This window comes from Candidatus Phyllobacterium onerii (assembly GCF_028331445.1).
GTDB classification, from domain to species: domain Bacteria; phylum Pseudomonadota; class Alphaproteobacteria; order Rhizobiales; family Rhizobiaceae; genus Phyllobacterium; species Phyllobacterium onerii.
This window is the reverse complement of record NZ_JAQMHX010000007.1, coordinates 171,861-185,254: the sequence shown is the minus strand read 5'-3', so window position 1 is coordinate 185,254 and position 13,394 is coordinate 171,861. Positions and strand designations below refer to the sequence as shown.

At 57.0% G+C, this 13,394-nt stretch carries 13 protein-coding genes and 1 pseudogene; 6 read left to right on the top strand and 8 right to left on the bottom strand.

Annotated elements, in window-relative coordinates; translation table 11 throughout:
* Position 1: 1 nt before the first annotated feature.
* The 3 genes and pseudogenes from PHA01_RS17540 to acnA form a co-directional block, all read right to left on the bottom strand.
* Positions 2–289 (bottom strand): annotated as a pseudogene (locus PHA01_RS17540) (DUF2794 domain-containing protein); the annotation flags it as partial.
* 488 nt (positions 290–777) lie between these two features.
* Positions 778–1,551 carry a DUF1223 domain-containing protein gene (locus PHA01_RS17535; protein WP_246410964.1) on the bottom strand — a complete coding sequence of 258 codons (774 nt, stop codon included), beginning with the start codon at positions 1,549–1,551 and terminating at the stop codon, positions 778–780.
* A 186-nt stretch (positions 1,552–1,737) separates the two neighbouring features.
* On the bottom strand, positions 1,738–4,425 hold the full coding sequence (gene acnA, locus PHA01_RS17530) for an aconitate hydratase AcnA (protein WP_271897685.1): 2,688 nt from the start codon (positions 4,423–4,425) through the stop codon (positions 1,738–1,740).
* A 288-nt stretch (positions 4,426–4,713) separates the two neighbouring features.
* On the opposite strand from acnA, the gene ccmA reads away from it, so the two are divergent.
* From ccmA to PHA01_RS17505, 5 genes are read left to right on the top strand one after another with little or no spacing between them, the layout of a single operon-like run.
* On the top strand, positions 4,714–5,322 hold the full coding sequence (gene ccmA / locus PHA01_RS17525) for a heme ABC exporter ATP-binding protein CcmA (protein WP_271897684.1): 609 nt from the start codon (positions 4,714–4,716) through the stop codon (positions 5,320–5,322).
* Positions 5,322–5,987, top strand: a complete 666-nt coding sequence (ccmB, locus tag PHA01_RS17520) for a heme exporter protein CcmB (RefSeq protein ID WP_271897683.1) — start codon at positions 5,322–5,324, stop codon at positions 5,985–5,987. The genes ccmA and ccmB overlap by 1 nt, the downstream gene beginning before the upstream one ends.
* A 44-nt stretch (positions 5,988–6,031) precedes the next feature.
* The gene (locus PHA01_RS17515) at positions 6,032–6,802 is read left to right on the top strand and encodes a heme ABC transporter permease (RefSeq protein ID WP_271897682.1); all 771 of its coding nucleotides are present in this window, start codon (positions 6,032–6,034) and stop codon (positions 6,800–6,802) included.
* Complete coding sequence (gene ccmD / locus PHA01_RS17510) at positions 6,799–6,972, top strand: heme exporter protein CcmD (protein WP_271897681.1); 174 nt, start codon at positions 6,799–6,801, stop codon at positions 6,970–6,972. The genes PHA01_RS17515 and ccmD overlap by 4 nt, the downstream gene beginning before the upstream one ends.
* Positions 6,969–7,568, top strand: a complete 600-nt coding sequence (locus PHA01_RS17505; protein ID WP_271897680.1) for a DsbE family thiol:disulfide interchange protein — start codon at positions 6,969–6,971, stop codon at positions 7,566–7,568. The genes ccmD and PHA01_RS17505 overlap by 4 nt, the downstream gene beginning before the upstream one ends.
* A gap of 5 nt (positions 7,569–7,573) precedes the next feature.
* Here PHA01_RS17505 and PHA01_RS17500 read toward each other — a convergent pair whose 3' ends face one another.
* From PHA01_RS17500 to dapF, 5 genes are all read right to left on the bottom strand, one after another.
* A complete protein-coding gene (locus PHA01_RS17500; protein WP_271897679.1) occupies positions 7,574–7,999 on the bottom strand; it encodes a hypothetical protein in 426 nt (141 codons plus the stop codon).
* Positions 8,000–8,119: 120 nt separating this feature from the next.
* Complete coding sequence (locus PHA01_RS17495; protein ID WP_271897820.1) at positions 8,120–8,800, bottom strand: septation protein A; 681 nt, start codon at positions 8,798–8,800, stop codon at positions 8,120–8,122.
* A complete protein-coding gene (gene ftsY / locus PHA01_RS17490) occupies positions 8,800–10,221 on the bottom strand; it encodes a signal recognition particle-docking protein FtsY (protein WP_271897678.1) in 1,422 nt (473 codons plus the stop codon). The genes PHA01_RS17495 and ftsY overlap by 1 nt, the downstream gene beginning before the upstream one ends.
* A gap of 23 nt (positions 10,222–10,244) precedes the next feature.
* Entirely contained in the window at positions 10,245–11,528 is a 1,284-nt protein-coding gene (mtaB, locus tag PHA01_RS17485; RefSeq protein ID WP_271897677.1) for a tRNA (N(6)-L-threonylcarbamoyladenosine(37)-C(2))-methylthiotransferase MtaB, read from the bottom strand.
* A complete protein-coding gene (dapF, locus tag PHA01_RS17480) occupies positions 11,528–12,421 on the bottom strand; it encodes a diaminopimelate epimerase (RefSeq protein WP_271897676.1) in 894 nt (297 codons plus the stop codon). Before dapF ends, mtaB begins: the two co-directional genes overlap by 1 nt.
* Positions 12,422–12,806: 385 nt before the next feature.
* On the opposite strand from dapF, the gene PHA01_RS17475 reads away from it, so the two are divergent.
* Positions 12,807–13,343: a protease inhibitor Inh/omp19 family protein gene (locus PHA01_RS17475; protein WP_271897675.1), complete on the top strand. Its 537-nt coding sequence runs from the start codon at positions 12,807–12,809 to the stop codon at positions 13,341–13,343.
* Positions 13,344–13,394: the final 51 nt, after the last annotated feature.

Below are 13,394 nucleotides of genomic sequence, written 5' to 3'. Positions count from 1 at the left end.
GCTAACTCCGTACGACGCTCAGGCTCTTGTCGAAGATCCTGAGTACCCGATCGAGTTCCTGGCCGCGCTTGAGAATGAGGCCACTGGCGGCAATGACGCTGTAGGCGCCTTGCTTGCGTGCGAGCCTTGGATTTTTCTCTATCCGGAACATTGGTACTTCACTGGTTCGCCGGAAGACCGAGAAAACTGCCCGGTCCATCAAATGATCGATGGCGTAGTCCCGCCATTCACCGGCTGACACCATGAAACCATATATTCGCAGGATCTGATCGAGTTCGCGCCGGTTGAAGGTTACGGGCAAATCGTTGTTACGGGTAAGGGAGATAAGTTTAGCCTGCTGTTGCGATTCGTCGCCACCTGCATTGCTGTCCATCAATCAACCGCCTTTGAGAACTGTTGTGTCACGTGGATGACATAAAGGTGGCCTGATCCGCATCAATTTACAAGCCCGGAGTGATGACAGCAGTTCAATATCGCTGGCTTACGAACTGTTTTGGTGGCTTTCTCACAAAGCAATACGCTGTGAATCGAATGGTGATGGGCTGACACATTCTCGCCATTATCTGTTCGCAATGCCGCCGGATTCGACACCCAACATCAATTGCATGTTGTCCGAGACCGGTTCGTTCTTGAAGCAGCTCGATACCCCAAGCCCCCCGCCCAACGGGTTGCCCGAGTTGAGCCGACAGTCTCCCTAGCAACATGCCCCAATACTCAGGCCGGATTTATCCGGCCTGTTTTTCTATGTGGGTAGAGCGTGTCTTACCGCCCGATGCGCTAAGGTTTCGCGGCCATAATCGAGGCGCCGATAATGGGACCTGGCTTGCCCTCACCCAGCATCTCCTGCAGCAGCACCGCGCAACCGGACGCTTTCTTGCTGGCGATCTCGCTTAGCGGGATTTCGATCTTCTGCGCCGCTCCATCCCACATGCCAACCGTCTCCATCGCGCGCACACTATTGGCGTAACTGACCTTGCGTCCGACATTCTCTCCATCGGGAATGGCGATGATGCTCTCACGATTGAAATAGGCCAGCAGAACCCGAACCGGGTTGGTCGCGGATGGACCGGAACCTATGTCGATCAATAGCCGGTCCCGTGCGGTCTTTTCGATGGAAACGGGGATGGTGAGTCCAGTCGGCGTGTTGCGCGTTTCTGCGATACGCCTGCGAATTTTCTGGCCATCCTGACCGTTCATATGCTCACGGCCATTGAGGATCACCTGCGGCGTATAAATACCGTTCAATCCCAGAGCGGTACGATAGGCATTCTGACGGTCGGTGTTTTCGGGTACAGCAAGGCTGTCCGTCCAGCCGCGGTAGTCCCAATAATCCACGTGGAAGGCCAGCGCGACAACCTTTCCTTCCGTCGCAAGCGACTTCAGCACCGCATCCGCAGGGGGGCATGAACCGCAGCCTTGAGAGGTATAGAGCTCGACGACACCCTCTGGTTTCCCGCCAGACTCCTCCGCACAGACAGGCAGCACATAAGCCACTGCCGCTACGAACGGTGCGCCGATTACAATGCGTCTGGATAGGGTGCGCAGGGACAAGGTAGCTATTTTCTTCCCGGGTTTTCTTAGTTCTTATTTGTCAGTTCAATTGTCACAAGATTGATAGGAGCCGATCGTTTCAACAGGAAGTCACTTTGAGGTGAATTCGATCACGTTTCGTCTTGCCCTTAAATCGAAGGCCGCCGGTTTCCCGGCGACCATTCGTTTCACAATATTTTTGAGCAATCAGGCAGCAAGATCACGCAGAACGTATTGCAAGATACCACCGTTCTTCAAATATTCGAGTTCGTCGATCGTATCGATACGGCAGATCAGCGGCACCTGTTTGACGCTGCCATCGGCGTAAGTCACCGTGGCAAATGTCTTCTGGCGTGGCTGGATCGTCGCCAGACCTTCAATCGAGACAATTTCATCGCCCTTGAGCTCCAGCGATTGCCAGCTCGTGCCGTCTTCGAGAACGAACGGCACTATGCCCATGCCAACCAGGTTCGAGCGGTGGATACGCTCGAAGGACTGGGCGATCACCGCACGAACACCAAGAAGGCTGGTTCCCTTTGCCGCCCAGTCACGCGATGAGCCGTTGCCATATTCGACACCGGCAAAGACCACCAGAGGAACATTCTCGCTACGATATTGCATGGCAGCATCGTAGATCGGCATCTCCTCCTTGGTCGGATAATGGATCGTGTAGCCCCCTTCACGGCCGTTTTCGCCGAGCATGTGATTGCGGATGCGGATATTGGCGAAGGTGCCGCGCATCATCACTTCATGGTTGCCGCGGCGCGTGCCGTACTGGTTGAAGTCCAGCGGAGCGACGCCATGCTCGGTCAGATACTGTCCGGCAGGAGAGGCCGCTTTGATCGAACCGGCCGGAGAAATATGGTCGGTGGTGATCTTGTCGCCAAACAGACCAAGAATGCGCGCACCCTTGATGTCGTTGACCTTGCCCGGTGTCTTGCCCATGCCGACAAAGTAAGGCGGGTTCTGCACATAGGTCGACTGATCGTCCCAGGCATAGGTCTGACCTGCCGGAACCTTCACCGCCTGCCAGTTTTCGTCGCCCTTGAACACATCCGCGTATTTGGCTGAAAACAGTTTGCGGGTGACGTTCTTGGTGATGAACTCCTGAATCTCGTGTGAAGACGGCCAGATATCCTTGAGGAAAACCGGATTGCCGTTCTGATCTTCGCCAAGCGGTTCGGTGGTCAGGTCGAGTTTAACTGTACCGGCGATCGCGTAGGCAACGACGAGAGGCGGTGAGGCCAAATAGTTTGCCTGAACGTCGGGCGATACACGGCCTTCGAAGTTACGATTGCCGGAAAGTACCGACGCCGCGATCAGACCCTTGTCGTTGATGGTCTTGGAAATCGGCGTCAGCAGCGGACCAGAATTGCCGATGCAGGTCGTGCAGCCGAAACCGACGAGGTTGAAGCCAAGCGCGTCGAGCGATGTTTGCAAACCGGCGCTTTCGAGATAGGCGGCAACGACCTGCGAGCCCGGAGCAAGCGATGTCTTGACCCAGGGCTTCGACTTCAGGCCCTTGGCGACCGCGTTGCGGGCAAGAAGACCTGCTGCAATCAACACGCTCGGATTCGAGGTGTTGGTGCAGGAGGTGATAGCGGCAATGGCGACATCGCCATGACCAAGATCGTAGTCCTCGCCTTCGACAGGATAGCGGGCGTCGAGCTGCGTGGTCTTCTTGTATTCCTTTTGCAGCGATTCATGGAAGCCGGACGCAATGCCTTCAAGCGCGATACGGCCTTCCGGGCGCTTCGGCCCAGCCATGGACGGCACCACGGTTCCAAGTTCGAGTTCCAGCGTGTCGGTGAATACCGGATCAGCAGAGTTTGGCTCGCGCCACATGCCCTGCGCTTTCGAATAGGCCTCGACAAGAGCGAGGCGGTCTTCGTCGCGTCCGGACATGTGCATGTAATTGATGGTTTCGCGGTCGATCGGGAAAAAGCCGCAGGTCGCGCCGTATTCCGGGCCCATGTTGCCAATGGTTGCACGGTCCGCAAGCGTCATGCTCTCGAGGCCAGGTCCGAAGAATTCGACGAACTTGCCTACAACGCCCTTCTTGCGCAGCATCTGCACAACAGTGAGGACGAGGTCGGTCGCTGTCACGCCTTCCTTGACCTTGCCGGTCAGGCGGAAGCCGATGACTTCCGGCAGAAGCATCGAAACGGGCTGGCCGAGCATGGATGCTTCAGCCTCGATACCGCCAACGCCCCAGCCGAGTACGCCGAGGCCATTGACCATGGTCGTGTGCGAGTCGGTGCCGACGCAAGTATCGGGATATGCGACGGTCACGCCATCCTCTTCCTTGGTCCAGACGCCTTGCGCGAGATATTCGAGATTGACCTGATGGCAGATGCCGGTGCCGGGCGGAACGACGCGGAAGTTCTTGAACGCCTGCTGACCCCATTTCAGGAAGCGATAACGCTCCCCGTTGCGTTCATATTCAAGATCGACATTGCGCTTGAATGCCTGGGGATTGCCGAACTCATCGACGATAACAGAGTGATCGATGACGAGGTCAACCGGAACAAGCGGATTGATCTTTTCCGGATCGCCACCGAGGTTCACCATGGCGTCGCGCATCGCTGCAAGATCCACGACTGCTGGAACCCCGGTAAAGTCCTGCATCAGGACGCGGGCTGGACGATAGGCGATTTCCGCGCCGGCATTGCCGCGGTCGACGAGCCATGCTGCGACGGCTTCGATGTCTTTCTTGAAGACCGAGCGATTGTCTTCAAAACGAAGCAGATTTTCGAGAAGAACTTTCATCGAGAATGGAAGCTGGGAGATGCCTTCCAGGCCGTTCTTTTCGGCTTCTGTCAAACTATAATAGACGTATTCCTTGTCCCCCACGGTGAGGGTCTTCCGACATTTGAAGCTGTCAATCTGAGACATTGTTGCGTTCGTCCTTATGCTGAGGCCTAAACCCGGGACGAACGCCTTTGCCGCGTTTCAAGGACGCGCTAAGGTGCGGGTGCAGTCATTTCCGCTGTCCGTCCCGCAACAGATTCAAACAGAACCCGTATCGAGATCGGCCAAAATGGTTTCCATGCCGACCGCTGGCATGGTTGTGAGCTATATAGAGTTTTTCGCTGATCTGTGCCAGACCGGAATTAGTCTAAATTGTGTGCTGCGTCGAAATAATCACGTGGCGTTTCACAAGTGCCAAAAAGCGGATCGGTCATGCGGTTAATCGCCGAGAATTTGGGTGGTGAACGGGGAGGAGAACTGTTGTTTTCCGGTCTTCACTTTGCTGTTTCCTCCGGTGAAGCTCTTATAGTGACCGGGCCCAATGGTTCAGGTAAATCGACCCTGCTTCGAATTATCGCAGGTCTGCTTTCCCAAGTGGAAGGAATGCTTCGGCTCGAGGGTGCGCCGGCCGCGTTTGAGGGGCTCGCCGCGGCCGCTCATTATCTTGGCCACCTCAATGCCATGAAGTCGGTCCTAAGCGTCGATGAAAACCTGCATTTTTGGCAATCGTTCCACGGACGCGGTCAATGTTCGATTGAGGAAGCACTCGAATGCGTCAGTCTAGGTGAAATTGGTCACCTGCCTTTCGGCTATCTTTCGACCGGACAAAAACGCCGCGTGAGCATCGCCCGGCTTCTTGTCAGCGATCGGCCGGTGTGGCTTCTGGATGAGCCAACCGCCGGGCTCGACAAAGCATCTGAGACGCAATTCGCCGGACTTATGCGCGGACACCTGACAGGCGGCGGAATTATAGTTGCAGCGACCCATTTGCCGCTGGGGCTCGAGGGATCGAAGGAATTGGCCCTGGGAGGAGCCGCATAATGGGCGCATTGTTCCTTCGCGACGTTCGACTGGGCCTGCGCGCTGGTGGCGGTGCATTGGTTGGCATCCTGTTCTTTCTGGCTGTAATTGCCGTCGTTCCCTTTGGCGTGGGCCCCGATCTGAAGCTGCTTTCCCGCATCGGTGCGGCCATGTTGTGGATCGGAGCGCTGCTTGCGACCTTGCTTGGCCTAGACCGCCTGTTTCAGGCGGATCGTGATGATGGCTCGCTCGATCTCTTGATCATGGCGTCGGACCGGCACATGCTTCCCCTTACAATCCTCGTCAAATGTCTGGCGCATTGGACAGTAAGCGTCTTGCCATTGGTCATTGCCTCGCCGCTGCTTGGGCTTTTCATGAACATGGAACCTGCGGCCATTGGTGCAACCGCCTTGACCCTTCTGGTTGGCACGCCGGCGATAACGCTGATCGGTGCTGTGGGCGCTGCGGTGGCGGTTTCGTTGCCCCGCGGCGGTCTTCTGGTTTCTGTGATCATCCTGCCGCTGACGATACCGGTGCTGATTTTCGGCGTGTCTGCGTCCTATGGCGCAGTTGAAGATCCGGCACCGTTTCTGGCACCGTTCCTTATTCTTGCTGCGATTACGCTGTTTTTTGCAGTGCTGGGACCGATAGCCGCCGCCGCAGCGTTGAAGTCTTCAGCCGATTGACGGCGTGATGAATTGCGAAACGGGCATCAGAAAGCTAAGAGTATGTGATGAGTGACGCAGTATCCAAGACCGGACGATGGATCGACCTGGCTAACCCTACGCGGTTTTTGAGCCTGGCAGGCGGCATTCTGCCGTGGCTGGGCGGCCTTACCGCGCTTGTGCTGGCCATCGGCTTCTGGATGTCGATGAACGCGCCCGACGATTACCAGCAAGGCTCGACTGTCAAGATCATGTTCATCCACGTGCCTTTCGCCTGGCTCTCGATGATGTGTTACACGATCATGAGCATTGCGGCGCTCGGAACACTGGTATGGCGCCACCCGCTGGCCGATGTTTCCGCCAAGGCTGCTGCGCCGATCGGGGCTGTCTTCACTGCCTTGGCGCTGATCACCGGCTCGCTTTGGGGTAAGCCGATGTGGGGCACGTGGTGGGTCTGGGATGCACGACTCACCTCGGTTTTTGTCCTGTTTCTGATGTACCTCGGGATCATCGCGCTAACCCGCGCCATGGATGATCCGGCAAAATCGGCAAAGGCCACGGCTATCCTCACTCTTGTCGGCTTCATCAATATTCCGATCATCAAGTTTTCGGTCGATTGGTGGAACACGCTGCATCAGCCTGCGTCAGTGCTCCGCATGGGTGGCTCAACCCTCGACCCGTCTTATCTTAAGCCGTTGCTGGTCATGGCAATCGGTTTCACCCTGCTATTTTTTACGTTGCACATGATGGCGATGCGCAACGAAATCTGGCGTCGCCGCGTCACGGCGATGCGCCGCGTTGCTGCCCGCAGCGCCGACCGGGGGACAGTGTCATGATGGGCCATACCGGTTTCGTGCTTGCCTCCTATGGCGCTGCCATCATTGTCCTTGCTGCCTTGATCGGATGGATTTTCATCGATCAACGCAGCCAGCGTCAGGCGCTGCAGGAGCTGGAATCACGCGGGGTACGGCGCAGATCCGAGACGAAGATGGATAACGCATCGTGACGGGGCAGGAGCAAGTCGAAAAGGCTCCACGAAAGCGCAGCCTGTTCTTTGTCTTTCTGCCACTTATCCTGTTTGCCGCCCTAGCCGCTGTTTTCGCATTCCAGCTTGCGTCGGGCCGCGATGAATCGGTCATTCCGTCGGCGCTGATTGGCAAACCCGCTCCCAACGTGTCGCTGCCTGCCGTGAGCGGCTTGCAAAACGATGGCCAGCCGGTTCCTGGGCTCGATCCGGCAGCCTTCAAGGGACAGGTCACGCTCGTCAATGTTTTTGGTTCCTGGTGTGTGCCCTGCCGTGTCGAACACCCGCTGCTCATGCAATTGGGTGAAGACAAGCGGTTTCGGCTCACCGGGCTGAACTACAAGGATAAAAACGAGAACGTCGTTGGCTTCCTCGACGAACTCGGCAATCCCTACGCCGCCATTGGAGCCGACATGAACGGCCGAGCCGCAATCGAGTGGGGCGTTTATGGCGTGCCGGAAACCTTCCTGGTCGGCAAGGATGGCGTCGTCGCCTACAAGCATGTCGGACCTTTGACGGAAGACTCGATCCGCGACGACCTTATGCCTGCCATCGAGGCAGCGCTAAAGGCGAATTAGGCCTTTCAGTTTTCCAGCATGGCATAGCGCCGTACCCAGCCCGCGGCTCTTGTTGCGGCCGTCGCCGTGCTGTCATAGGCGTGGGTAAGCGGAACGGTGATCATCCGATAGCCGAATTTCGTTTTCGTTGCGACCGTGACCGGCGTAGCGATAGGCGTGCCAAGTGCAAGCGTTTCTATTGGCCGGTCCGCTGCGGGCTCAGGAACCGTAAAAGACCTGCCGGCGACCACTGATTCAGGAGCAGATTTCACGGTACATGTCGCGGTGATCAACGGATAGTCGACCTTCGTGTTCTGACGAATCTGGTTCTCCTGGTCCGCTCTGCATCGTTCGATACTGGTCCAGCCGGCATCTGCTGTTTTTATATATTCGCAGATTTTCGCATCGCAGTCGCAACCCATCAGGGTCATTACGATGAGAGCCGTCTTCATGGGTCACACTTTCTGAGAATTCGTTGCCGGTAACGCAATTCTTGAGCGTGGATCACGGCGGGATTTCGTCGTGATCACGCGGAAATTATGACCCTTTTCAGCCGGATTGTGGCGGTCTTACTAGTCTTTGCTCGACGCTTTCTCGGCTGCAGGCTCGATAGAATATTTCATCACGAGCGGCATCTGCGCAAAGGTGAAGAGCAGCGTGATCGGCATGGTGCCCCAAACCTTGAACGCTACCCAGAAATCGGTCGAGAAGCTGCGCCACACAACTTCATTCAGTACTGCGAGGAAAATGAAGAAGATCCCCCAGCGCATGGTCAGCTTTCGCCAGCCCTCGGCATTCAGCTTGAAGGCACTGTCAAAAACATAGCCGAGGAGGGATTTGCCGAAATAGAGTCCGCCGAGCAGGATGACCCCAAACAATGCATTGACGATGGTCGGCTTCATCTTGATGAAGGTTTCATTGTGGAGCCATAGCGTCAGCGCACCGAAGATCAGCACGACGATGCCGGAGATCAGCGGCATGATCGGCAGGCTGCGCACCAGAATCCAGGAAGCCGCAAGTGCAACCGCCGTTGCCGCCATGAACAGGGCGGTGGCGATGAAAATCGGCTCGCCAATATTGGAGAGCGCGGGAAAGCGTTCGATCAACCATTCGCCGCGCGCATTGGCGAAAAAGAACACCATCAGCGGGCCGAGTTCCAGAACCAGCTTGAGCAGCGGATTGATCTCCTTGCGCGCCGGATCGGTTCTAGCTGCCGGATCAGATGGATCGCGTTCGAATATGGGCTGTTCCATCATGCAACTCCTGCGATGGCTTTGGCAAAATCGCTTGCGGCGAAGGGTTCAAGGTCTTCGACCTGCTCGCCGACCCCAATGAAATAGACCGGCAATTTGTGTTTTGCAGAGATGGCGACAAGAATGCCACCGCGTGCTGTGCCGTCTAGCTTTGTCATCACGAGACCATTGACGCCGGCGATGTTCTTGAAAATCTCGACCTGATTGAGGGCATTCTGCCCTGTCGTCGCATCAAGCGTCTGCAACACCGTATGCGGCGCTTCCGGATCATTTTTGCCAAGCACGCGAACGATCTTCGCAAGTTCGTCCATCAGTTCCGCCCGGTTCTGCAGACGGCCGGCTGTGTCGATGATCAGAACGTCGCTTCCGGCTTCTTTCGCCTGTTTCCACGCATCGAAGGCGAGGCCCGCCGCATCGGCGCCAAGCTTGGAGGAGACGACCGGTGCGCCGGTGCGCTTGCCCCAGATGTGCAGCTGTTCAATGGCGGCCGCCCTGAATGTGTCGCCTGCGGCGAGCATGACGTTAAGGCCGCCCGCCGTAAGCTTGGCGGCAAGCTTGCCAATCGTCGTGGTCTTGCCTGTGCCATTGACCCCTACAACGAGGATCACGTGTGGCTTGTGCGAGAGATCGAGCTCCAGCGGCCTCGCCACCGGGCCGAGCACCTTCTCGATTTCCGCTGCCATGATTGCGCGGACTTCCTCCGTGCTGATATCCTTGCCGTAGCGCGTCGCGCTCAAGGCCCCAGTGATGCGGATGGCGGTCTCCATACCGAGATCTGCCTGGATCAGCACATCTTCCAGATCCTGCAACGTATCTTCGTCCAGCTTGCGCCGGGTGAAGATGCTGCCAATGGAATCGCCGAGTTGCTGGGAGGAACGGAACAGCCCTTTGCGCAGACGCTCGAACCAGGAAAGACGTACCGCCGGTTCTGCCACAATCGGTACTTCGACCTGCTTTTCCTCGACCGTTTTGCTAACCGTTACTTTTGAGGGCTTGGGTACAACGACGGGCTCCGGCGTCTCCGCGACCTCGGCGAATGGAGCTTCGGGGGCGGGGATCGGTACCGGCTCGATCGCTACCTCGCCCATTGGCGATTCAATCTCATCCGTGGCTTCGATGAGTTCATCGACTGGCAAGGGTTCAATCGCGGTCTGTTCGACAATGACAGGTTCGATGTCTTGAACTAACTCAGGTTCTGCCGCCGTCTCTTCGAAGGCGACCGTCTGTTCCTCAACAACTGGTTCTGCTTCAGCAGGAATAGTTTCCGCAGGCACATTCAATGCTTCTTGTGCCGTTGTATCCTCATAGAGCTGCTCAGCCGTCGGTAGCTGATCGAGCTCGCCTGAGGGCTTCTCAATCGGAACCTCTTCGACCTCCTTCTTGCCGAAGGAGAATATCTTCTTGATGAAACCCAGAGCCATGAAAACTGCTTTGCTGATTAAGATTATGCGGCGCGGCGGCCACTATCATTAGCCAACAGCTTGTCACTGTCATGGCCGTTGATCGTGCGCTCGATGATATGGCCGGGTGTTCCGCCGTCAACACCAACGAGAGTGAAACCCTCCGTCCGGCCGAGGCCTTCACGTTCGACGAGAACTTTCTGCGCCGTGCCGACGAGACTCTGCAAGTGGCGGCGATAGGCCGTATCGCCCGCAGCCCGCAGCCTTGCCGCGCGGGCCTTGACGACATGACGATCAAGCTGCGGCATGCGCGCAGCGGGCGTTCCTTCACGCGGGCTGAACGGAAAAACGTGCAGATGCGTCAAGCCGCACTCCTCAACGATCCGGATGGAATTTTCGAACATCTCGTCGGTCTCGGTCGGGAAACCGGCGATAATATCCGCACCAAAAACGATATCCGGGCGGATCTTCCTGACATTCTCGCAAAACGCGATTGAATCTTCACGCAGATGGCGGCGCTTCATGCGTTTCAGGATCATGTTGTCGCCCGACTGCAACGATAGATGCAGATGCGGCATCATACGTTTTTCAGTCGCCAGCGCTTCCATCAGGTCTTCGTCGGCTTCGATCGAGTCGATGGAGGAAAGGCGCAGCCGCTGCAAGTCCGGCACTTCCTTCAGTACGGCCTTCACCAGCTTGCCCAGCCGCAAGTTTCCCGGAAGATCCGGTCCATAGCTGGTCATGTCGACGCCGGTCAGCACCACTTCGTTATAACCATTGCCGACGAGCCGCTTGACCTGTTCGACAACACCGCCCATCGGTACCGAGCGGGAGTTACCCCGGCCGTAGGGGATAATGCAAAATGTGCAGCGGTGATCGCAGCCGTTCTGCACCTGAACAAAAGCACGAGCACGTCCTTCGATGGCGTCGACCATGTGCGAGGCGGTCTCGCGCACCTCCATGATGTCGTTGACACGCACCTTTTCAAACTGGTTGACGCCGAAATCCGGCAGCATGCGATAGGAGTTGGATTTCAGCTTCTCCTCGTTGCCGAGAACGAGATCGACTTCATCCATTGCGGCAAATTCATCTGCGCCTGTTTGAGCGGCGCAACCGGTAACGATAATGCGCGCTTGCGGATTATCCCGGCGTGCCTTGCGGATGGCTTGCCGGGCCTGGCGCACAGCTTCGCTGGTAACCGCGCAGGTATTGAAAATTATCGCACCGGCTTCCAGCGTACCAAGTCCGGCCGCATCAGCCTCGCGCTTCATTACCTCCGACTCGTAGGTATTGAGCCGGCAACCGAAAGTGACGACATCGACAGCCATCACGCCGCTCCCTGCGAGGATTTGACCTCGTCGCGGTGCCAGGCTCCGGTCGCGGGGTCCAGAGATCCGGAAAACTCCCATTCCGCAGGCCCGGTCATAATCACATGATCGTTTTCAAGCCATTCGATCAACAGCGGTCCGCCCGGCACGGTGACCGTTACAATTCTTTCGGTACGGCCGGTGCGTGCGGCAGAAACACCAGCGGCGCAGGCGGCAGAACCGCAAGCCTTGGTCAAACCGGCACCGCGTTCCCACGTACGCAGGGTAATGGCGTTGCGGCTGGTCACGTGCGCGATGGAGATATTGGCGCGTTCCGGGAAGATCGGATGGTTTTCGAGGAGAGGCCCGAACCGATCGAGATCGTAGGTCCACACATCCTGGTCAACCCAGAAGATCGCATGCGGATTGCCCATGTTGGCGACCGATGGCGAATGCAAGACCGGCGCATCGATCGGTCCAATTTGCAATTCGATCCTACGCGTGTCGTGAAACGGTTCCGCGAGGGGAATGTCCTGCCAATCGAAGCGCGGCTTGCCCATGTCGACGGAGATCTGCCCGTCTGGATGCTCGTGCGCGGTCAGGATTCCGGCGATCGTCTCGAAAGTGAATTCACGCTTGCCAGTTTCGGAGCTCAGCGCCTGCACCACGCAGCGCATGCCGTTGCCACAGGCCTGTGCTTCGCTGCCGTCGGAATTGATGATCTCGATATAGGCTTCCGTACCGCCAGTTTTCGGTGCGTGAATGGCCATGATCTGGTCGAACTTGGTCGCCGGATCCCGGTCGAGCGCGACGGCCGCCGCAGCCGCAATACGGTCCGCACGCCCGCGCATATCGGCAACGATAATTTCGTTACCAAGCCCGTTCATCTTCGCAAATTGCGCGTATGCCGCCATGCCTTCGCCAGCCTATAATTGCCATCATCTGTCGATAGAGGGCTTATATGGCGGAAAAGGGGAAGAAATGCCAGTGCCAGCGCGCATCAATGCTGCGTGGCAGCGATCATGGTTTGCTGCAATGCATAAGACTTTATTCACCTTGAAATGATTGAATTGGTTAATGCTGCCGGTCTCGGCTGATCGTAGGCAGGTTTGGTAGGTGTGGCGATATTGTCAGTTCCATTATTTTTTGATGGTCCTGATGCCCGGTTCGGTCAGAAAAACATCGGTTTTTCTGGGGCGTGGGTTGAAATTTCGCCAGTATCGCCATTGTATTGGTGGTTAAAGAACGCCGAATAGATTCGCATTTTGAGTTCAAATGCGCAGATGGAGAACTGAAGTTATGGGGACTTTGAAAGTCAATTTGCTGGCCGTCGCCGTTGTTGGCATGGCGCTGGCGGGATGCCAGAGTTCACGAATGGATCCTGTCTCTACCGCACCTGCACCATTGCAGCCAGCACCCTCAGGCTCGGTAAGTCAGAGCCAGCTGCCGCCACCGGGCGGCGCCAATCAGTTTCCGACTGCACCGACGACGGGTAATGCAGCTCCGGCGCCGCAGGGCAATACGCAGGTCGCTTCGCTGCCACCTGAAAATGCTCCTGACCTTACTGCCAGCAGTGTCGCCGGCGTCTGGAATGCTTCGATGGGTGGGCAGAGCTGCAAGATCGCGACGCCGCAGACCAAGTTCGGCCAAGGCTACCGTGCGGGTCCTTTGCGCTGCCCTGGCGAACTTGCCAACCTCTCTTCCTGGGCTGTGAGCGGCAAGCAACTTACGCTTTATGATGCAGCGGGCGGTACAGTGGCAAAACTCTACTCTTCCGGCCAATCGAAGTTCGACGGCCAGACTTCGGGCGGACAGAACGTTAGTCTGTCACGTTAGTTATCTTACGACCTAAAATTTGAGTGCGCCGCGGGCGCACCCGGAGACTGC